12 protein-coding genes are annotated in these 20,540 nt (G+C 65.2%); 10 read left to right on the forward strand and 2 right to left on the reverse strand.

Annotated elements, in window-relative coordinates; all coding sequences use genetic code 11:
• The first annotated feature begins 21 nt into the window (after positions 1-21).
• From CI805_RS18295 to CI805_RS18310, 4 genes are all read left to right on the forward strand, one after another.
• A complete protein-coding gene (locus tag CI805_RS18295; RefSeq protein WP_260928120.1) occupies positions 22-678 on the forward strand; it encodes a GntR family transcriptional regulator in 657 nt (218 codons plus the stop codon).
• A gap of 66 nt (positions 679-744) precedes the next feature.
• Positions 745-2,169, forward strand: coding sequence for an amino acid permease (locus tag CI805_RS18300; RefSeq protein WP_409934964.1), 1,425 nt, complete (start codon positions 745-747; stop codon positions 2,167-2,169).
• Positions 2,170-2,276: 107 nt separating this feature from the next.
• The gene (locus CI805_RS18305; protein WP_260928121.1) at positions 2,277-3,794 is read left to right on the forward strand and encodes a glycoside hydrolase family 27 protein; all 1,518 of its coding nucleotides are present in this window, start codon (positions 2,277-2,279) and stop codon (positions 3,792-3,794) included.
• A 119-nt stretch (positions 3,795-3,913) separates the two neighbouring features.
• Positions 3,914-6,844, forward strand: coding sequence for a TonB-dependent receptor (locus tag CI805_RS18310; protein WP_260928122.1), 2,931 nt, complete (start codon positions 3,914-3,916; stop codon positions 6,842-6,844).
• A gap of 36 nt (positions 6,845-6,880) precedes the next feature.
• Here CI805_RS18310 and CI805_RS18315 read toward each other — a convergent pair whose 3' ends face one another.
• Positions 6,881-7,900 carry a LacI family DNA-binding transcriptional regulator gene (locus CI805_RS18315; RefSeq protein ID WP_260928123.1) on the reverse strand — a complete coding sequence of 340 codons (1,020 nt, stop codon included), beginning with the start codon at positions 7,898-7,900 and terminating at the stop codon, positions 6,881-6,883.
• A complete protein-coding gene (locus tag CI805_RS18320) occupies positions 7,891-9,120 on the reverse strand; it encodes an MFS transporter (protein WP_260928124.1) in 1,230 nt (409 codons plus the stop codon). Before CI805_RS18320 ends, CI805_RS18315 begins: the two co-directional genes overlap by 10 nt.
• Positions 9,121-9,277: 157 nt before the next feature.
• On the opposite strand from CI805_RS18320, the gene CI805_RS18325 reads away from it, so the two are divergent.
• From CI805_RS18325 to CI805_RS18350, 6 genes are all read left to right on the forward strand, one after another.
• Positions 9,278-11,782, forward strand: coding sequence for a TonB-dependent receptor (locus CI805_RS18325; protein ID WP_260928125.1), 2,505 nt, complete (start codon positions 9,278-9,280; stop codon positions 11,780-11,782).
• 299 nt (positions 11,783-12,081) lie between these two features.
• The gene (locus CI805_RS18330; RefSeq protein ID WP_260928126.1) at positions 12,082-14,208 is read left to right on the forward strand and encodes a beta-glucosidase family protein; all 2,127 of its coding nucleotides are present in this window, start codon (positions 12,082-12,084) and stop codon (positions 14,206-14,208) included.
• Positions 14,209-14,600: 392 nt separating this feature from the next.
• Positions 14,601-16,670, forward strand: coding sequence for an AsmA family protein (locus CI805_RS18335; RefSeq protein ID WP_260928127.1), 2,070 nt, complete (start codon positions 14,601-14,603; stop codon positions 16,668-16,670).
• A gap of 150 nt (positions 16,671-16,820) precedes the next feature.
• Positions 16,821-17,285: an insulinase family protein gene (locus tag CI805_RS18340; protein ID WP_260928128.1), complete on the forward strand. Its 465-nt coding sequence runs from the start codon at positions 16,821-16,823 to the stop codon at positions 17,283-17,285.
• A complete protein-coding gene (locus CI805_RS18345; protein ID WP_260928129.1) occupies positions 17,177-19,549 on the forward strand; it encodes a M16 family metallopeptidase in 2,373 nt (790 codons plus the stop codon). The genes CI805_RS18340 and CI805_RS18345 overlap by 109 nt, the downstream gene beginning before the upstream one ends.
• Positions 19,550-19,688: 139 nt before the next feature.
• On the forward strand, positions 19,689-20,351 hold the full coding sequence (locus tag CI805_RS18350; RefSeq protein ID WP_260928130.1) for a CHAP domain-containing protein: 663 nt from the start codon (positions 19,689-19,691) through the stop codon (positions 20,349-20,351).
• Positions 20,352-20,540: the final 189 nt, after the last annotated feature.

A 20,540-nucleotide genomic window follows, 5' to 3' on the forward strand; every position in this document is an offset into this window, starting at 1 on the left:
GCCCCTTTCAGGAGCAGCCCCATGAGCATCGTCGTTCGCACTCTGTCCGACCAGGTGCTCGAGATCGTCCGCAATCGTATCGTCTCGGGTGAACTGCCGACCGACAGCGTGATCCGTCAGGATGCGCTGGCGGGCGAACTGGGGGTCAGCAAGATCCCGCTGCGAGAGGCCTTGGCGCGCCTTGAGCAGGAAGGACTGCTGACCAGCCAGGCCAATCGCGGCTATTCGATCCGCCCGATGTCGTTCGAAGCGGCAGAGGAAATCTACGAACTGCGCCTCGACATGGAGCCGCGCGCTGCCGGACGCGGTGCACTGCTCGCCAACGAGGCGGAACAGGCCGAGGCGGTCGCTGCGTTCGAGGCGCTCGACAAGGCAACGCAGGGCGATGGCAGCGACATTGCGCGCTGCAACCGCGATTTTCACATGGCGCTGGTGCGCCCGTCGCATCGTCCGCTGACGCTGCGCCTGATCGAACAGCTGGCCTATCAGGCAGAGCGCTACGTCGTCGCGCACCTCCAGCCCGCAGGGCGTGAGGACCGCGCGCATCTGGAGCACCGCGAGATGCTCGACGCGTGGCTCGCCCGCGACGAACAGCGCACCGCCGATCTGCTGACCGGCCATATACACGACACGCTCGACGATCTTCGGGCGGAATTGGGAACACCTGCGCAAGCCTGAACGACAAAGGCGGCCTGAGGGGGTCGGTCCGCAAGGATCAAGGCGCACAGAAACAGGGGATTATTCTTGCTCGGACCACGCAAAGCCATCGCCTCGCCCGGCGCATCCGGTGGCGGACACGCCCTGAAGAAGACCCTGAGCTGGCCGCACCTGATCGCCCTTGGCGTCGGCGCGATCGTCGGCACCGGCATCTACACGCTGACGGGCGTCGGTGCCGAACGCGCCGGGCCTGCGGTGATTTTGGCCTTTGCCGTCGCAGGCGCCGTCTGCGCCTGTGCCGCGCTCGCCTATGCCGAGATGGCGACGATGATCCCGCAGGCGGGAAGCGCCTATACCTTCAGCTACACCGCCATGGGCGAAAGCATCGCCTGGATCGTGGGCTGGAGCCTCGTGCTGGAATATTCGCTGGCCTGTTCGACCGTGGCCGTCGGCTGGTCGGGCTATCTGGTGGGCTGGATACAGTCGGCGGGCATCACCCTGCCCCATGCCCTGCTCGTCGGGCCGCATGCCGGGGGGATCATCAATCTGCCGGCGGTGCTGGTGGCCCTGGCCGTCATGGGGCTGCTGATCGCGGGAACGCGCGAAAGCGCGACACTCAACATCATCCTCGTCATCATCAAGCTGGTGGCTCTGGCGATCTTCGTGGCGATGGCCTTCCCGGCCTTCAAGGCTGCCAACTTTCATCCGTTCATGCCCTATGGCTTTTCTTCGACCGAAATTCTCGGCGAGAAGCGCGGCGTGATGGCCGCTGCGGCCATCGTGTTCTTCGCCTTCTACGGCTTCGATGCCGTGGCGACCTCTGCCGAGGAAGCGAAGAATCCGGGGCGTGACCTGACCATCGGCATCGTCGGTTCGATGGTGGTCTGCACCGGCATCTACATGCTGGTCGCCATCGCCGCCGTCGGCGCCATGTCCTATGTCACGCTCGGCAATTCGCCCGAGCCGCTGGCCCTTGTCCTGCGTACGCTTGGTCAGCCGATGGCCGCACACCTGATCGCACTGGCGGCGGTGATCGCCCTGCCTTCGGTCATTCTGGTGATGATGTACGGCCAGAGCCGCGTGTTCTTCGTCATGGCCCGCGACGGTCTGCTGCCCCGCGCCCTCGCCTATGTCAGCCCGCGCACCGGCGCACCGACCCGCATCACCGCGATCACCGGCGTTACCGTGGCGCTGGTCGCCGGCTTCTTCCGCCTCGACGAGATCGCCGAGATGGCCAATGCCGGGACGCTGATCGCCTTCGTTTCGGTGGGGGCCAGCATGATGATCCTGCGCCGCCGCGCCCCCGATGTCGCCCGCCTGTTCCGTTGCCCCGCCCCTTACGTGGTGGGCACGGCGACGATCCTGGGCTGCCTCTATCTGCTGGTCAGTCTGGGCTATGCGACGATCGAACGCTTCGTGATCTGGAACGCGATCGGTCTTGCGGTCTACCTCCTCTATGGCCGTCGCAACAGCCTGCTCCGCACAGGGGCAGTACCCGCTCCCGCCGAGTGAGCTTCCTTGCGCCGGGGAGCGATTGCTCCCCGGCGCAGACGTCCTTCCAAGCCCGCCGCTGCCAAGGCGGCCTCCCGAACACCATCCCGAACACAAGGACCATGCTTGTGCGATCGACCCTGCTTGCCTTCTGTGCGCTGATCGGCGCAACTTTCGCCCCTGCCGCCGTACAGGCACAGGCCACGCCCGATGCCTTTGCGGGCAGCTGGATATTCGACGGCGCGCCCTCTTATCCCGGTGTGACGATGATGCAGGTGTCCGACGATGGCGGACATCTCGCCGGGACCGTCACCACCGCCTGGTACGGCGCCATGCCGATGGCCGACGTCCATCGTCAAGGCGACACGCTCAGCTTCACCATGCGCAACATCAACGACGCCAAGGCGCCGACGCAAGTGTGGACGGCACGGCTTGCCGGTGGCGGGGTTCACCTGAAGGGCAAGATCTGGTCCACCGAGCACGAGGAAGACGGCCGTCGCGGCACCGCCGAGGAGGCTGCCGCGCGAACCTTCCATGCAACCGAACTGCCACAGGCGCATGTGCTTGCGCCCAACGGTCTGGCCAAAACGCCGCCGATGGGCTGGAGCAGCTGGAACGCCTTTGCCGACCATATCGACGATGCAACGGTGCGGGCGATGGCGGACTATCTCGTGTCCAGCGGCCTGCGCGATGCGGGCTATCGCTACGTCAATATCGACGACGGCTGGCAGGGTGAGCGCGATGCTTCGGGCGTTCTCCAGCCCAACAGCCGCTTTCCCGACATGAAAGCGCTGGCCGACTACGTCCATGCGCGCGGGCTGAAGCTGGGCATCTATTCGTCGCAAGGCCCCAAGACCTGCGCAGGCTATCCCGGCAGCTACGGCCATGTGGAGCAGGACGCCAGGACCTTCGCCGGGTGGGGTGTCGACTATCTCAAGTATGATCTGTGTTCGGGCGAATGGTTCTATGCCGACCGCGATACAGTGCTGCGCAGCTACTACGAGATGGGCGCCGCGCTTCGCGCAACGCGCCGCGACATCCTCTACAGCCTTTGCGAATATGGGCGCTTCGATGTAGGCGAGTGGGGCGTTTCGGTCGGCGGAAACCTGTGGCGCACGACCGGCGACATTACCGACACCTGGGGCGATATGGCGCGTATCGGTTTCGACCATAACGGAAAACCGGAATGGGCAGGACCGGGCCACTGGAACGATCCCGACATGCTCGAAATCGGTAATGGCGGGATGAAGGCGACCGAGTATCGCACCCACATGACGCTGTGGGCGATGTCCGCCGCGCCGCTGCTGATGGGGCAGGATCTTCGCAAGACCACGCCCGAGGCTCTGGCGATCCTTTCCAACCGCGCGGTGATCGCCGTCGATCAGGACCGCCTTGGCATTCAAGGGCATGCCGTGCGCAAGGACGGGACGAGCGAGGTCTGGAGCAAGCCGCTCGCCGATGGATCGGTTGCCGTCGCGCTGTTCAATCGCGGTGATGCGCCGACCCGGATCACGCTTGCCGCCACCGACGCGGGACGCCCCCGGCTCACCTCGATCCGCGATCTGTGGACCGGCAAGAGCGCCTCCTCGTCAGCGACCGGCTTCATGGTTCCGGCGCATGGTTCGGTACTGCTGAAGGTACGTTGACCGAGGAAGGCGGCAAGTAATTGTCAGATCTTGCCATTTCGCAATTCTGTCGCCTTCATTACAATTTCTTACCAAGTGAGGATAGGCGGGGTTCGCGCCAGGGCTTAGCGCTGCGATCCATGAGGACCCCGCCCACCGCGCCAGGAGCGACAACGCCCGCGCAGCCCCGCCCCGCCCCGATCAACCGGCCATCGCTGGGCCTGTGCCTGCTGCTGGGCTCCAGCACTCTGGGGCTGATCGGCGGGTTCGGAGGCACGGCCTACGCAGCCGATGCGCCTGCCGCCCCAGCCGCAGCGACAACGGCGGCGAAGGCCGCCCCTGCCTCGACCAATCCGGGCGACACGGACGAGATCGTCGTCACCGGGCAGGCCATGCCGGGATCAGTGATCGGCGACATCGCGCCGGAAAACCAGATCAATCAGGCCGACATCGCCAGCTACGGTGTCGATTCCATCAACGACCTGCTCGACGAAATCGCCGACCAGACCACCTCGATCCAGGGCCGCGACAGTTCCAGCGGCCCGGTCATCCTGGTCAACGGCAAGCGCATTTCTGGCGTCAATGAGATCGGCGACCTGCCGGTCGAGTCGGTCCTGCGCGTCGACATCCTGCCCGAGGAAGTGGCCATCAAGTATGGCTATGACGCGCAGCAGAAGGTCGTGAACATCATCCTGAAGCGCCACTTCCTCTCGAAGTCGGTCAACCTGTCGGGCGGCATGTCCGCGCAGGGCGGCGGGGGCGAAACCTCGGGCGCATTCACATATACGCGAATCCACGATAACGACCGCGTGAATATCGTCGGCCGGGTTCAGACGCAGGCCGCGATCCTCGAAAGCGATCGCAGCATCACGCCCGATTCCACCAGCGGTGTGACCGAGGCCGGCGGCATTGCCGATGATCGCGCTGGCCGCACGCTGCAACCCTCGACCCGCACCTACACACTCAACAGCAGCATTGCCCACGATTTCGGCGGCTCGCTGAACGGCTCGATCAACCTGCGCGGTTCTTACGAGACCAGCAATGCGCTGGACGGCTATGCCACCGGCGACCTGACGATCCCGGCTGACAACCCGTACAACACGACCGGCAGCGAATCGACGATCACCCGCTATCTGAACAACCAGGCCCTGCGCCAGACCACCGATACCGGGACGGTTTCGGCAGGCGGCACGCTGAACTACGATCTCAACACGCGCTGGAAACTCTCGACCATCGCGAGCTATACCCACACCGAGACCGACACCCATTCGGGCACCGGCTTCGATACCGATACGCTGCAGGACGACATCACTGCGGGGGATACTTCGGTCGACCCCTATGGCACGCTGCCCAACGACCTTCTGGGCTCGATGCTGACCAACCGCGCCAAGTCGAACAACGATACCGGCAGCGCCAGTGTCCTGCTGTTCGGCAAGCTGCTGCGCCTTCCGGCAGGCGACATGGGCGTATCGTTGCGGATGGGCGGCGACTTTACCCAGCAGTCCTCCACCTCGGTACGCAACGGCGATATCAGCAGTTCGGACAGCAACCGCACCGACGGCATCGCCAAGCTGAGCGTCGACCTGCCCATCGCCAGCAAGAAGAACGGCGTGCTTGGCTTCCTTGGCACGCTGAGCGCCAACTTCAACGGCGGCGTCACGCAGGTCTCGAACTTCGGCAGCATGGGGACCTTCGGCTACGGCCTGACCTGGAAGCCGACCTCGACGATCTCGCTGGTCGCGGCGATGAACGAGGACCGGCAGGCGCCGACCGTCGCGAACCTGTCCGACCCGACGCTGACCACCAGCAATGTGCGCGTCTACGATTACGTCACCGGCCAATCGGTGCTGGTAACGAGCGTGACCGGCGGCAATGCCGGTCTGAAGGCCGACGATCGTCACACCTTCAAGGTCGGACTGACGGCACAGATCATGAGCACGCCCAAGCTCAATTTCATCGTCAATTACGCCGACAGCCGCGACCGTAACGCGATCATTTCGCCGGGCGGTGTCACCGAAGCGCTCGAAGATGCCTTCCCGGATCGCTTTACCCGCGATTCCGACGGCAACCTCACCGAAGTCGATGCGCGCCCGATCAATGTCTACGAAGAGCGGGTGAAGCAGTTGCGCTGGGGCTTCAATCTCTCCGCCGAACTGCGCAAACCCAAGCGCCCTGCCCGCCCGCCATGGGCCGGCGCAGGCGGACCGGGCGAATGGCGCAGACGCTGGGAAGAGCGGCAGAACGGTGGCGATACCGCGCAGAAGCCTGCTGGCGACAAGGCGGCAGATGGCAGGGCGGCATCGACCTCGGACGACGATCACCAGTCACCGCCTGATGGAGACATCACTGTCACCGGGCAGCGCCCCGGTGAAGGCGGAGACAACTTCGGCGGACCTCCCGGCGGACCGCCGCCGGACGGCTTCGGTGGACCGGGTGGTCCCGATGGCGATCACGGCCCTCCGCCAGACGGCTTCGGCCCTCCTCCGGGCGGTGGTCCCGGCGGGCCGGGTGGGCCGGGCGGTCCCGGTGGTTTCGGCGGACCGGGTGGCCCCGGCGGCTTCCGTGGACGCGGGTTCTCCGGCGGCAGCGACAACGGCATGCGCCTGCTCGCCTCGCTCTATCATACGTGGATCCTGCGCGACGATGTACAGTTGACGCAGGACGGGGAGACCATCGACCTGCTCAACGGCGGTACGATCACCGGCAGCGCGACACCGCAGCACAAGGTGACGGGCCAGATCGGCGTGATCGACAATGGGCTGGGCATGCGCTTCGAAGGCACATGGCAGAGCGCGACCAAGGTCGTGGGCGACACGACCTCCACAGGCACTGGCGACCTGCACTTCTCCTCGCTGTTCAAGCTGGACTACCGGTTGTTCGCGAACCTGCAGAACCGCTTCCCCGGCAAGGCATGGGCCAAGGGAACGCGCGTCAGCCTGTCGGTCACGAACATCTTCAACCAGCGCCAGCACGTTACCGACGGAACCGGCGCGACGCCCTACGCCTATCAGGGCGACTACCTCGACCCGATGGGCCGGACGGTGCTGCTGTCGCTGCGTCGGATCTTCTGATGCAGCCGCTCTGACAGGACTGCGCCGCCTTGCCGGTCAGGCGGGCGGCGCGGTGCTGTCCCTTACGACCAGTTCATAGGGGAGCACCCGGTTCCACTGGGGGCCGTGCGGCTCGTCGCGGTACTGGCGGTCAATCAGCATGTCGACTGCGGCCCCGGCCATGTCCATGATCGGCTGCCGGATCGTGGTGATCGTCGGCCAGGCGATCTGCGCCGAATAGCTGTCGTCGAAACCGGCGACGGACAACTGGTGCGGCACCACGATCCCGCGCCGCGCCGCCGCCGCCATGACGCCCAGCGCCATGTCGTCGTTGCTGGCGAAGATCGCCGTGGCCCGTGTATCGAGCGCAAGCAGCCGTTCACCGGCCAGACGGCCGCCATTGACGGTGAAGTCGCCCGCAGCAATGCAATCGTCGCGCACGCCAAGGCCTGCCGCTTGCATCGCCTGCTCGAACCCGGCGCGACGCTTGGGCGTAGCGGCATGATCCGGAATACCCTCGATAAAGGCGATGTCGCGATGGCCCAGCGCGATCAGATGGGCAGTCATCTCCGCCGCTGCCGCAACGTCGTCGATGTCCACCGAGCCTGAGCGCTGCGGCGTCTGGCCCGGAGAAACGCGCACGTATGGCAGGCCTGCCGTCTCCAGACGGGCCAGCAGTCCTTCATGGGTGCAGACCGGCGGGGTCAGGATCACGCCATCGAGGCGCAAGGCCGATATGCTCGCCAGCATCTCTGCCTCGAACCCCGGCTTTTCCATGTCCACCAGTTCGACCAGCAGGTGATAATGCCGCGCGCGGCACCGATGGAGCGCACCGCGCTGCAGACCGGCGGCATAGCCCGACCACGTTGGATCGTCGAGGAACAGCCCGATCAGATAGGACCGCGCGCTCGACAGGCCACGCGCGAAGACGTTGGGGCGGTAGGACAGCGCCTCGATCGCGCCAAGCACGGCCTCACGCACGGGTTCGCGCACATAGGCCTCGCCATTCAGCACGCGCGAGACGGTCTTGGCGGACACACCGGCGCGAGCGGCGACATCCTTGATGGTTACGGCCATGCGATTTTCCGAATACGCGACAGATGCGCGAGAGCGAAGCAGAGAACGACCCCGTAGCATAGGGCCGGAAGCAGCAACGCGATACGCAGATCCGCGTAATCGGCGATAATACCGCTCGACAGCGGAATAACCGCACCACCGACACAGGCCATGCACAACAGCATGGAGGCGAGCGGCACATCGCCCTCGTCCGCCGGGAGCGCCAGCGTATAGGCCAGCGGGAACATCACCGAATTGAACAGGCCGATACCCAGCAAGGCAACCGCGCCTGCCCAGCCCGTCAGCCCTGCTGCCAGCAGCGCAAGCCCCCCTGCGCCCAGCGCCGCACTCGCCAGCAAGCGCGCGGCACCTGCGAACCGGACCAGCCAGGCCCCCGCAAACCGTCCCAGCATCGCGGCGCCCCAGTACAGGCTGACCATGCTCCCGGCCATCACCGGCGCGGCGTTCACGATATCCGCACGCATCAGGTATTCGACCGCCAGTGTCGCGATCGTCACTTCCGCGCCGACATAGCAGAAGATCGCCAGCACGCCTGCGCTCATCCAGGGGCTGTGTGCCAGCGCGGCCAGACGCCTCAGGGCTGGAGTGGGTGCGGGAGTGGGCGCATCGCCTCGCGGCGACAGCGGTGCCAGCGCAGCGTTGCGCATGAACAGTACGGCGAGCACGACAAACAAGACCGCGCCCGCAAGGAACGGCAGCGTGGGGCCCATCACGCCGCCCTCCACGCTCAGGATGAACCGGGCACCGATCAACGGGCCCAGCACCGTCCCCAGCGCGTTGAAAGCCTGTAGCAGCGTATAGCGGGGCGCCATGCCCCCGGCCCGCCGGAACACCGTCGTCACCGCGTTGCCGGAAATCTGCAGGAACGTCACGCCCAGCGAAATGACCAGCAAGGAACCCAGCACGGCGGCGAAGCTGCGGCTGGCATGGGCCAGCGCGAAAACGAGGCATCCCCCTGCCATGATGCCAAGCCCTGTCGCAATGGAGCGCATGTACCCCATCGGGATGGAGCGCAGCGTCACCGGAAACGCGAAAAGCAGGTAACTGGAATAGAACGCGAAATGGACCAGCAACGCTTCGGCATGGTTCAGGTGGAGGGTCAGCGCCAGCCGCGGCACCAGAAGGTTGACCATGGAGTTGATCGCCCCGCCGCCGAGATAGACGCCCACAAGCAGCCCGAACAGCCGGTTTTCCTGCCTTGTCGCCGCTATGCTCTCCATGGTTTGACCCTAGCCGGCAAACCGCGTCATGCAAGGCGATGTTGCGGCAATGTGCAAATTTACGACATCGATGTCAGAAATATTTTGACATCGATGTCAGATTCGGGTCATGACGCCGCCAAGCCCGCCGAAGCGGGCGCATACAGGGGAGAGATGAATGAAACGGCATGTCTTTGCCGCAGGCACGGCGCTTGCCTCCGGCCTGCTTTTCGCCACCGTTGCACAGGCTCAGGACACGGCAGCTCCGCAAGGCGCACCGCGTGCCGCTGCGCCCGCTGCCGACAATGGTCAGATCGCCGAGATCATCGTGACGGCGACCAAGCGCGCCACCAGTCTGGAAAAGACGCCGATCGCTATTTCGGCCTTCAGCCAGGATTCGCTGGACCGCAATCAGGTGCAGGACGTGAAGGGCCTGGCCGATTTCGTGCCCAGCCTGCACTTCGCCCAGCAGGGCGATCAGGGCGGCATCCTGCTGACGATGCGCGGCATCGGCAACGATTCCGCCTATACCGAAGTGGCCGATCCCGAAGTCGCGATGTATGTCGATGGCATCTACAGCCCGCGCGCGCAGGGTGCTTCGGTACTGATGTACGATATGGAGCGCGTCGAAGTGCTTCGCGGCCCGCAAGGTACGCTGTTCGGCCGCAATGCCACTGTCGGTGCAATCAGCCTGATAACGGCCAAGCCCCAGTTCGATGCCTTCCACGCCAGTGTCGAGGCGGTTGCCGGGTCGTATAACCGCATGGGCGTGAAGGGCATGGTCAACATTCCCGTAACCGACAACCTTGCAGTGCGCGCCGCGTTCATCACCGACCGTCACGATGGCTACATCGACTATCAGGATGCGCCCGACGTCCCCGGCATCAACCGTTCGGCCTATGTCACCAGCGGCAAGAAGTACGACGCCGGCAACCAGACCTCGGCGCGCCTCTCGGCGCTCTGGGATCTGGGGCGCTTCCACTGGAACCTCTCGGGCGAATGGTACAAGGATACCGGATCGCCGATCCTGCAGCTGATGCAGACCCCGCGCGCGGGCGAGAAGTTCTGGTCCGCGCTGGTCGACACCGCGCCCGAGACCGACCGCTATTCGTGGGGGATCCGCTCGAACATGAGCTACGATCTCACCGACAAGGTCGAGGCGGTCTACATCGCGGGCTTCTCACGCGTGGGCGGCACGGCGGATTCGGATGCAGACGGCGGCGCCTATGTGCCCTACCTCGACGATACCGGCAGCCTGGTCCTGCCCAGCGGCCAGTTCGGCGAGAACCGCACCGCCTATTCGCGCTATGACTTCTGGAGCCACGAGGTCCAGCTCAAGTCCACCGGCACCAATGCCGTCGACTGGATCGTGGGTGGCTATTACAGCCACGAAGTCAACAAGATCCGCTTCGATATCGACCAGCGAAACGGCTATCGCGACGGCACCTTCAACTGGGCCGGCAGCTTCATCCAGGCGGACCGCAAGATCGATTCCCGCGCCGCCTTCGGTCAGGCGGTGTGGCATGCGACCGACAAGATCAACCTGACGGGTGGCCTGCGCTATACCAAGGATACCAAGCAGGACATCGGCGGTCGCAACATCACGTATTGCGGTGCGCCCAACAACGCCAATCCGAACTGCTATGCGACGCCCAACCTTCCCGGTGTGTTCAACATCGCCAACAACGGTGCGGGCAATGCAACCGACGTGCTCGATGCGCTCAATGCCGAAAGCGAGGCACTGGGCTATGGCGATCTGTGGGGTATCTCCAACAACGACACCAAGGGCAGTTGGCACAAGCTGACCTGGCTGGCCCGCGCGGACATGCAGGTTACGCCTTCGACCATGGTCTACGGCAGCGTCAGCACCGGTTTCAAGTCGGGCAATATCGAGGACGGTGGCCTGCTCGCCGGGCCGGAGACGCTGACGAACTATGAAATCGGCTCGAAATCGCGGCTGTTCGGCGGTCGTGCGACGCTGAACCTTGCGGCCTATTACGAGGACTTCAAGGGCTATCAGGTCAACCAGGCCGTCACCACCCGCGACGATGACGGCAACGTCACCGCCAGCCAGATCATCACCACCAATGCCAAGGGCGCCAAGGCCTGGGGCATCGAAGCCGAACTGGCAGCCCGCCTGACCGACAACGATCGCCTGAACCTGGCCGCGACCTACCAGCACACCGAATTCGACACGCTCTACACCGTCGACAACCGCATCTACAACGTCGAGGCGGACGGCTCGACCATCGAGAACCTGAAGGGCAACGAACTGCCGCACGCTCCGCACTTCTCGATGACCGGCAGCTACGAGCACGACTTCCTGTTCGGCAGCGGTGCCCGCCTGACCCCGCGCGCCACCGTTCATTATGAAACGCGCAGCTGGCTGAGCTACTTCAACGGCGACGTCGCCTCGCGCTACGATGCGGACGACCAGGCGGGCAAAGGCCTGCTGGGTACCGGGTTCGATAAGCAGAAGGCCTATGCCAAGGTCGATCTCGGGCTGTCCTATTCGTCGCCCGATGATCGCTACGGCGTGGAAGTCTTCGTCGAGAACCTGACCGACAAGCGTATCCGCACCGGCGCAAGCGTCGCCGGGGCCACCAGCGGCCTGACGCCGGTGTTCATGTCCAACTACGAGCCGCCCAGGACCTGGGGCGTGCGTCTGCGCGCCAAGATCTGAGCGAGCCCGATGCGGCCGTCCACGTCCTTTCCTCCCGTGGGCGGCCGCATTCCCTTCCTGTATCGAGACCGCAGCGATCGCCTGCCGGTCCTCCCGTTTCGGCCGAGCCTGCCCCGTGTGCCCGGCCTGAAAGGCTGTTCCATGCGTGCCCTTCCCGTCGCTCTCCCCCTGCTTGCGCTCGTGCTTGGACAGGCTTTGCCGTCCGCTCCGGCCAATGCCCAGACCGCCCCAAGGCGGCACCCATCTGGCAGGACCGTGCCCGCTCGCCCGAAGCCCGCGCCGCAGCACTGGTCGCGGCGATGTCGCAGGACGAGAAGCTGCAGATGGTGCGCACATGGTTTCCCCCGCTTGCCAAGGGCAAGCCCGGCGCGCCGGACGATCTCATCCCCTCGGCAGGCGAGATGGTGGGCATCCCGCGCCTTGGCATCCCGACGTTGCGCGAAAGCGATGCCAGCCTTGGCGTTGCCAATCAGGTCAACCAGCGCCCCGGCGATACCGCGACCGCCCTTCCCTCCAGCCTCGCCACGGCTGCCAGCTTCAACCCGCAGGTGGCCGAGGAAGGCGGCGCGATGATCGGCGCGGAAGCGCGCGCCAAGCGCTTCAACGTGCTCTTGGCAGGCGGCGTCAATCTGACCCGCGACCCGTGGGGCGGACGCGACTTCGAATATCTGGGCGAGGACCCGGTGCTCGCCGGAACGCTCGTCGGCGCGCAGATCCGCGGCGTGCAGAGCAACCACATCGTCTCGACGATCAAGCACTTCGCCCTGAACGCGCAGGAAACCGGGCGCATGGTCTACGATGCCCGCATCGGTCAGGCCGCATTGCATGAAAGCGACCTTCTGGCCTTCGAGATCGGCATCGAGACCGGGCACCCTGCTTCAGTCATGTGTGCCTATAACAAGATCAATGGCGATCATGCCTGCGAAAACCACGAACTGCTGACCAATGTCCTGCGCAGTGACTGGCGCTACAAGGGCTGGGTCATGTCGGACTGGGGTGCGGTCCATTCCACCGCCAAGGCGGCAAATGCCGGACTCGATCAGGATTCCGGCGCCGAACTCGACGATGGTGACTGGTTTCGCGACAAACTGCGCGCGGCCCTCGCTGCGGGCACAGTGCCGCAGGCCCGCCTCGATGCGATGGTGCGCCACATCCTGACCGGCGTGATCGCCAGCGGTCTCTACGACGACCCCTCGCCCTCGACGGTCCAGCCGATCGACACCGACGCCCATGCGCGTGTCGCGCAGAAGGCCGAGGAGCAGGGCATCGTCCTCTTGCGCAACGAAGGCGCGCTGCTGCCCGCTGCCACCACAGCGCGGCGTATCGTGCTGATCGGCGGTCATGCCGATGTCGGGGTGCTGTCCGGCGGCGGATCGAGCCAGGTCCGCTCGACCGGGGGCGTGCCGGTGGAAATTCCGCTGAAGTCGGGACCGGCATCCTCGTTCGCGCGGATCACCTGGCATAACTCTTCGCCGCTCAGGGCCATTCGCGCCCTAGCCCCGCAGGCCGATGTCTCCTATGTCGACGGCAGCGACCCGCAAGCTGCCGCTCGCGCGGCCAAGGGCGCGGATCTCGTGCTGGTCTTCGCGACCCAGTGGCGCACCGAAGCAGAAGACGTAACCTCGCTCTCCCTGCCCGATCATCAGGATGCGCTGATCGAGACGGTCGCCGCTGCCAATCCGCATACTGCCGTCGTTCTGGAGACCGGCGGCCCGGTCCTTATGCCGTGGCTCGGCAAAGTACCGGCCGTGCTCGCGGCATGGTATCCGGGCCAGCGCGGAGCAGAAGCCATCGCCAACGTGATCTTCGGTAAAGTGAACCCTTCGGGCCGCCTGCCGATCACGTTCCCGGCCTCGGCCGATCAGGCCCCGCGCCCTGCACCGGTGGGGCTTGCCCAGGTCGCCGAGCACGATGCCGCCTCCAACGCGGGCAGTAGCGGCGGCACTACGGCCCTCGCCATCGCGGTGGACTATCCCGAAGGTGCCGACGTCGGTTACCGCTGGTATGAGAAGAAAGCGCTCAAGCCGCTGTTCCCGTTCGGCTTCGGACTGTCCTATACGCAGTTCCGCTATGCCGGGCTTAGTGTGAAGGCAGGCCGTACGATCTCGGCCAGCTTCGATGTCACCAATACCGGATCGCGGGCTGGGGCAGTAGTCCCGCAGCTGTACGTCTCGCTGCCCACAGCAAAAGGACAGGGCACTCGCTCTCCTGCACGGCTGGCGGGATTTGCACGGATAGAACTCGCCCCCGGCGAGACGCGCCATGTCACCCTCCAGGCCGAGCCGCGCATTCTGGCTTCGTGGGACACGACGCGACGCCAATGGTCGCGCGCGGCGGGCGCTTATCAGGTCTCCGTCAACCGCGCGGCCGACGATCCGGTCTTGACCGACAAGGCGACCCTGCCCGCAATCACCTTCCGGCCATGACAGCGCCGCTGCCTGTCTTCGGATTCAGGCACTGTCGTCAATCCATCCGGCGTTAGGGTCAGGACCCATTACTCACACCGTCAAGGTTTGAAGCAAAATGGCTCAGCACGAGAAGGGAAGGCGCAGGAATATGCCGATATTTCCAGACTTCCCGACGAAGTGCCGGGCCATTTTGGTCAAATCCCTGCGGGACGCCCGAATGGCTTCCATCTCGAACCAACTCGCCCTTGGAAAGGCACCCAGCCTTCCCGGCGGGCGAGTTGGCCCGATATGTTCGCCATTCGGGCACCTCGACGGTGTGAGTAATGGGTCCTGACCCTAAGTCGGCGAGAGTCGCCGCACCCGATACCCGGTCGTGAAACCAAATGCCCGGTTCGGGCGATTTGACCATCATGGACACGCTCGCCGCGACCGAACCCGAACCTCCTGCGCCCGCATCGCATCGCGATAAGCGGGCAAGGTGGTGGCGTATCGCGCGCAATATCGCGCTGACGCTGATCGTTGTCGTCTTCACCGTCTGGCTGGTGCTGTTCATCACCAAGGGGCGTTTCCTGAAGCACCCCTTCGAGCGCATCACCAGCTCGCTCACGACACGCAAAGTGCAGGTGCAGGGCGACTTTCAGCTCTATTTCGCGCCGTTCAGGCTGACGTTCGTGGCGGACGGTCTTTCGGTGTCCAATCCCGACTGGGCGAAAAGCAACACGCTTTTCGCCGCGCGCCATATCGATGCGAAGATTGCCCCGCTCTCCCTGATATTCGGGCGACGCCATGTCTATTCGCTGGCGCTCGACGGTGGGCGCGGCGATCTCGAATGGGACGCACAGCACGTCCGCAATACCTGGACCTTCGGCGGCGACAGCAAGGGCAAGCCCTTCGAAGTGCCGCTGATCGATACGGCAAGCGTCACCGACACGCATCTTCGCTACAGCGATCCTGCAATGCCACTGCTGGCCGACCTGACGATCGCGCCGATCCTTGCGAAGGACACGCACATCGGCAAGGCCGTGGGCATAACCGGCACCGGAACGTTTCGCACCACGCCGTTCAAGCTGTCCGCACGGCTGCTGTCGCCCGATGCCACCATTGCCGGGACAAAGAACCGGCTGGAGGCACGCGCCTGGGCGGCGGGCAGCGTGATCGATGTATCCGGGACGCTGCCCGGCCTCACCGATGTCGAAGATGTGCCGCTTAAAGTCGCCGCCACCGGGCACAACCTGTCGCAACTGCTGGCGGTCATCGACGTCGCGATCCCGCAGACGCGCCGCTTCGCCCTGAAGGCCACACTGGTAAAACATGCCGACAGCTATCGCTTCACCGACATGACCGGCACGTTCGGCCAGTCCGACCTCTCCGGTCGTTTCACCGTGACCAACGGCAAGCGCCTGAAGCTCGACGCCGCGCTCGTCACCCGGCGGCTGGACATCGTCGATGCTGCTCCGTTCATCGGCTACAATCCCGATGTGGTGGCGGCCAAAGGCGCGGTGGCCGCTGCCGCCGCGACCGGTGCAGGGGCAAGCCGTGTTCTGCCCGATGCCAGCCTGCCGGTCGCGATGATGCAGCGCTTCGATGCCACGCTGGACTGGAAAGTGGGCGTGGTGGAATCGAAGAACGTACCGGTTTCCAACATCGCGCTGGCGCTTTCACTGGAGCGGGGACGGCTCGCGCTTTCGCCCCTGACCTTCACGATGGCGCGCGGCGACGTTGCCGCAGATCTCATCTTCGACACGCGCGATCGCCCCTCGGCGATCAGCTACGACATACGCCTCAAAACGACGCCGCTCGGCCGTCTGCTCGCCGGGTATGGCGTGGCCGATTCCGGGACGACCGGCACGATCCACGGACGCATCCAGCTGGACGGGCGCGGCGACACGATCCATGACTCGCTCGCTTCGGCCTCGGGACGCATCGCCTTCATCATGCCCCACGGCACCTTGTGGACGCAGAACGCCCAGCTGGCCGAGCTGGATCTGGGCACGTTCGTCTCCAAGATGTTTCAGGGCAAGCTCAAGAAGCCGATCGAGGTCAACTGCGGGCTGCTGGCCTTCACCGTGCGCGGCGGAACTGCCACCGCCGATCCGATCCTGATCGATACCAGCAAGAACGTGGTAACGGGTCGCGGCGGCTTCAGCTTCGACAGCGAAGCGGTCGATCTGGCATTCCGGGCCGATGGCAAGAAGTTCAGCCTGTTTTCCGGCCAGTCCCCGGTTGGTATCGGGGGGCACTTCGCGTCCCCGAAACTGCAGGTCATCAGTCCGCAATTGCTGACCCGCGCGGGTGTGGGCGTTGGTCTTGCGGTGGCAGCGACACCAGTGGCCGGTCTACTTGCCTTCGTCGATGTCGGCGATGCGAAATCGGCGGCCTGCGGCCCGGTCCTTGCCGGAGCGCGTGCCACCGCCCAGCGAACCAGCAAGGGCAAGCCCCGCAGCGATGTCGGCAACGGCCATACGAAGAAGATTTCCTGACGCGCCAGTGCGGCTTCTTCCTGATCATCCCATCCCCACAGACGTGCTTGTGCAAACCCGATTGTGCAGGGATCATCGCGGGTTAAGGTGCGACCGACCACCAGCGACCTGCCGCACTCCTGCAGCCCCTTCCAGCACAAGGATGACCCGATGCGCCGCGCACTCCACCGCCCCCTTTCCGCTCTCGCTCTGGTCGCTGGAATGAGTGCTGCGTGGGCGGGCACGCCCGCACTGGCAGCCCCGACCGGCCAGGACAACAGCAGCACCGATGCCGTGCACGTCACGGCTTCGCAAGGCGATGTGCTGCGCGCTACGCTCGCCAACGGCCTTCGCGTGGTGATCGTGCGCAACCCGCTGGCGCCGGTGGTAACGACGCAGATGAACTACCTCGTCGGCTCTGACGAGGCACCCGAAGGCTTCCCCGGCACCGCGCATGCGGTGGAGCACATGATGTTCCGGGCAGTCCGGGGCTGGACAAGGACCAGATTGCCGCGCTGGCCGCCAACATGGGCGGCGCGTTCAACGCTGCGACGACCGAAAGCGTCACCAACTACTTCTTCACCGTGCCCAAGCAGGATCTCGATGTCGCGCTGCACATCCATGCGATCCGCATGAAGGGCGCGGACATGAGCGATGCCGAATGGCTCAAGGAACGCGGCGCCATCGAGCAGGAGGTATCGCGTGACCTCTCCTCGCCCACCTTCAAGTTCTACACCGACCTTCGCGAGCGGCTCTTTGCGGGCACGCCTTACGCGCATACCCCGCTCGGCACCCGGCCCTCATTCGACAAGACCACCGGGGCAGACCTCGCGAAATTCTATCGCACCTGGTACGCGCCCAACAACGCGATCCTGGTGATTGCAGGCGATGTCGATCCCCAGGCGACGATGGCCAGAGTCCGTTCGCTGTTCTCCGACATTCCGCGCAAGACCCTGCCCGCTCGCCCCGCCTTCGCGCTTCAGCCCGTTGCCGCCCATACCGTCGATCTGCCCTCGGACCTGCCCTATGGCGTGGCGTTGATCTCCTACCGGATGCCCGGCTATCGCTCGAAGGACTATGCGACGGCGCTGGTGCTCTCGCAGGCGATGGGCTCCAAGCGCGCGCCGCTGTTCGAGATGGGGCTGAACGGCAAGGCTCTCTACGGCGGCTTTGCCGGTACGTTCCTGCCGCAGGGCGGCCTCGCTTATGCGCAGGGCGTCTTTCCGCGCGGCGCCAAGCCCGACGATGTGCTGGCAACGATGCGCCAGATCCTGGCCGACGCCGGATCGAAAGGCATTGCCGCCGATCTGGTGACAGCGGCCAAGGATCGCGCCATCGCCGATCTCGACTATGGCAGGAACTCGGTTTCCGGGCTTGCCAATGCCTGGTCCGAAGCGCTCGCCGTCGCCGGAGCAAGCTCACCCGACGAGATCAGGGCCGCGATCGCGCGTGTCACGCCTGCGGACGTCGATGCGCTGGCCCGCCGCGTCTTCGCGTCCGATCAGGCGATCACCGCGATCCTGACCCCGGCAGATTCGGGCAAGCCTGTCAGCGGCAAGGGCTTCGGCGGCGCCGAGAGCTTCGGCGGTACGCCCGATCATGCCGTCGAACTACCCGACTGGGCGAAGGACGCCTTCGCCCGGTTGCCTGCGCCCAGCACCGCGATGAAGCCAACGTCGTTCACGCTGGCAAACGGCCTGCGCGTGATCGTGCAGCCCGAAACCGTCAGCCATACCGTCGAAGTCTACGGGCGGATAAAGACCAATTCCGACCTTCAGGCCCCGGCCGGCAAGGAAGGCGTCGACAGCGTGCTGGGTGACCTGTTCGATTATGGCCCCGCCGGCATGGACCGCACTGCATTCCAGACGCAGCTCGATGCGATCAGCGCGCACGAAGATGCGGGCGAGTCCTTCTCGCTGGCGGTGCCCTCGCAGCATTTCGCACGCGGCATGGAACTTCTCGCGCAGAACGAACTGAACCCGACTTTCGCCGCGCAGCCCTTCACTATCGCCCGCAACAACGAAGCGCAGGGCATTTCCGGCGTGCTGCAATCTCCGGATTTCCTGAACAGCATGGCGCTTAACAGGGCGCTGCTGCCCGATGGTGATCTCTCGCTGCGGCACCCCACGCCCGAGACGCTCGGCAGCCTGACGCCCGCAGACGTGCAGGCCTATTACAAGGCCACGTTCCGGCCCGACATGACCACCATCGTCGTCATCGGCGACGTCACTCCCGATGCCGCGCGCGCGGTGGTCGAAAAGACCTTCGGCGGGTGGCAGGCGAGCGGTGTGAAGCCGCAGACCGATTACCCCGCCGTTCCGCTCGGCGCGCCGTCGGTCACGGTGAATACGCCGACGCCGACCGCCGTGCAGGACGATGTGACGATGGCCCAGCAGGTCAGCCTCACCCGCGACAGCGCCGATCGCTTTGCCCTCAACGCCGGTAATTTCGTGCTGAGCGGCGGCTTCTACGCCGCGCGGCTGACCCGCGATCTGCGCGAGAAGAACGGCCTCATCTACACCGTGCAGAGCGGCCTCGACCTGGATCGCAATCGCGGGCGCTTCCTCGTCCAGTTCGGCAGCGATCCGCAGAACGTCGACAAGGCGCGCGACCTGATCGTGCGCGATATCCGCCAGATGCAGCAGGCGCCGATTTCGGACGCCGAATTGCATCAGGTAAAGGGCATGCTGGTGCGCCAGATGCCGCTGTCGCAGGCGAGCTTTTCCGGCATCGCCTCGCAACTGCTCACCTATTCGCTGGAGGACAAGCCGCTCGACGCCGATCTCGTCGCCGCCCGGCAGTATCTGGCGCTGACCCCGCAGCAGATCCAGAACGCCTTTGCGACCTACCTCAAGCCCGATGGATTCGTCACCGCGATCAAGGGACCGGCCCCGAAGTGATGCAGCGGTGAAACGACGTCATTAAGGGAATCTCCGCGACGAACCGTTCAGCCAACGCGGCGGGCGGGGAACGCGGGGCTCCCCATGATGAACAAACTTTCATATCAATTCCCCAGGGATCGCACCTGGGGAATTTTTCATGACCGCCCGAAACAACCTGTCCAGCGCTTTCGCTGCGCGCGTCAAGGCTGGCTGCAGCAAGTTCGCCGCCGGGAAGTTCGGGCCCAGAAAGTTCTGGGGGGGTCAGGCTCTTGTCCTGTCGCTGGCCGTTGCGGGCATTCTGACCGCCCAGCCCGCGCAGGCGCACCTTCAGTGCGTTCCCTATGCCCGTGACGCTTCGGGTATCGACATCCACGGCGATGCCCGTACCTGGTGGCATCAGGCCAATGGCAGCTACGCGCGCGGTTCCGCGCCCAAGGTCGGCGCCGTCATGGCGATGGCCGCTTCCAGCGCGATGCCGCTGGGCCATGTCGCGGTCGTCAGCAAGATCGTCGATGCGCGCCACATCCTGATCGATCAGGCGAACTGGGCCGGTCCCGGCGTGATCGAGCACGACGTGCTGGTGGAAGATGCCTCCACCGATGGCGACTGGAGCGAAGTGCGCGTGTGGTACGCGCCTGCCAACGCCATGGGAACCCGCCTCAACCCGGTGTCGGGCTTTATCTATGCGCCCGCAGATGGCAGCGCACCCGATGCAGCCCCGTCCTCGACGCTGACCACGTCCACCACCCAGATTGCGGCTGCCACGCCGGGCACCGATGCCCTCCACGCCTTCATGCAGGCAACCGACCGCAACCTGTGACGCGCATCCGGCAGCGCCAGCGCTGCTGCCCGACAGGCTGATCCACGTCACCTGACCGCAGGCCTCGACCGACGGCAGGTGCGGTCGACTACTCCACGCTCTTGCACGACGCTTTCTACGCTTGCCTGTCGACGCGGCAGGTAGCCTGATATCGTTCGCCATTATGCCGGTTCCCGCAGATTGGTGCCG

It is taken from the genome of Novosphingobium sp. 9 (assembly GCF_025340265.1).
GTDB lineage: Bacteria > Pseudomonadota > Alphaproteobacteria > Sphingomonadales > Sphingomonadaceae > Novosphingobium.

Excerpts from the sequence above, each read along its gene's own strand:
- CI805_RS18335 (WP_260928127.1), top strand. The coding sequence starts at position 14,601 with ATGGACACGCTCGCCGCGACCGAACCCGAACCTCCTGCGCCCGCATCG.
- CI805_RS18350 (WP_260928130.1), top strand. The coding sequence starts at position 19,689 with ATGACCGCCCGAAACAACCTGTCCAGCGCTTTCGCTGCGCGCGTCAAG.
- CI805_RS18325 (WP_260928125.1), top strand. The coding sequence starts at position 9,278 with ATGAAACGGCATGTCTTTGCCGCAGGCACGGCGCTTGCCTCCGGCCTG.
- CI805_RS18320 (WP_260928124.1), bottom strand. The coding sequence starts at position 9,120 with ATGGAGAGCATAGCGGCGACAAGGCAGGAAAACCGGCTGTTCGGGCTG.
- CI805_RS18295 (WP_260928120.1), top strand. The coding sequence starts at position 22 with ATGAGCATCGTCGTTCGCACTCTGTCCGACCAGGTGCTCGAGATCGTC.
- CI805_RS18340 (WP_260928128.1), top strand. The coding sequence starts at position 16,821 with ATGCGCCGCGCACTCCACCGCCCCCTTTCCGCTCTCGCTCTGGTCGCT.
- CI805_RS18310 (WP_260928122.1), top strand. The coding sequence starts at position 3,914 with ATGAGGACCCCGCCCACCGCGCCAGGAGCGACAACGCCCGCGCAGCCC.
- CI805_RS18345 (WP_260928129.1), top strand. The coding sequence starts at position 17,177 with ATGGGCGGCGCGTTCAACGCTGCGACGACCGAAAGCGTCACCAACTAC.
- CI805_RS18315 (WP_260928123.1), bottom strand. The coding sequence starts at position 7,900 with ATGGCCGTAACCATCAAGGATGTCGCCGCTCGCGCCGGTGTGTCCGCC.
- CI805_RS18330 (WP_260928126.1), top strand. The coding sequence starts at position 12,082 with ATGTCGCAGGACGAGAAGCTGCAGATGGTGCGCACATGGTTTCCCCCG.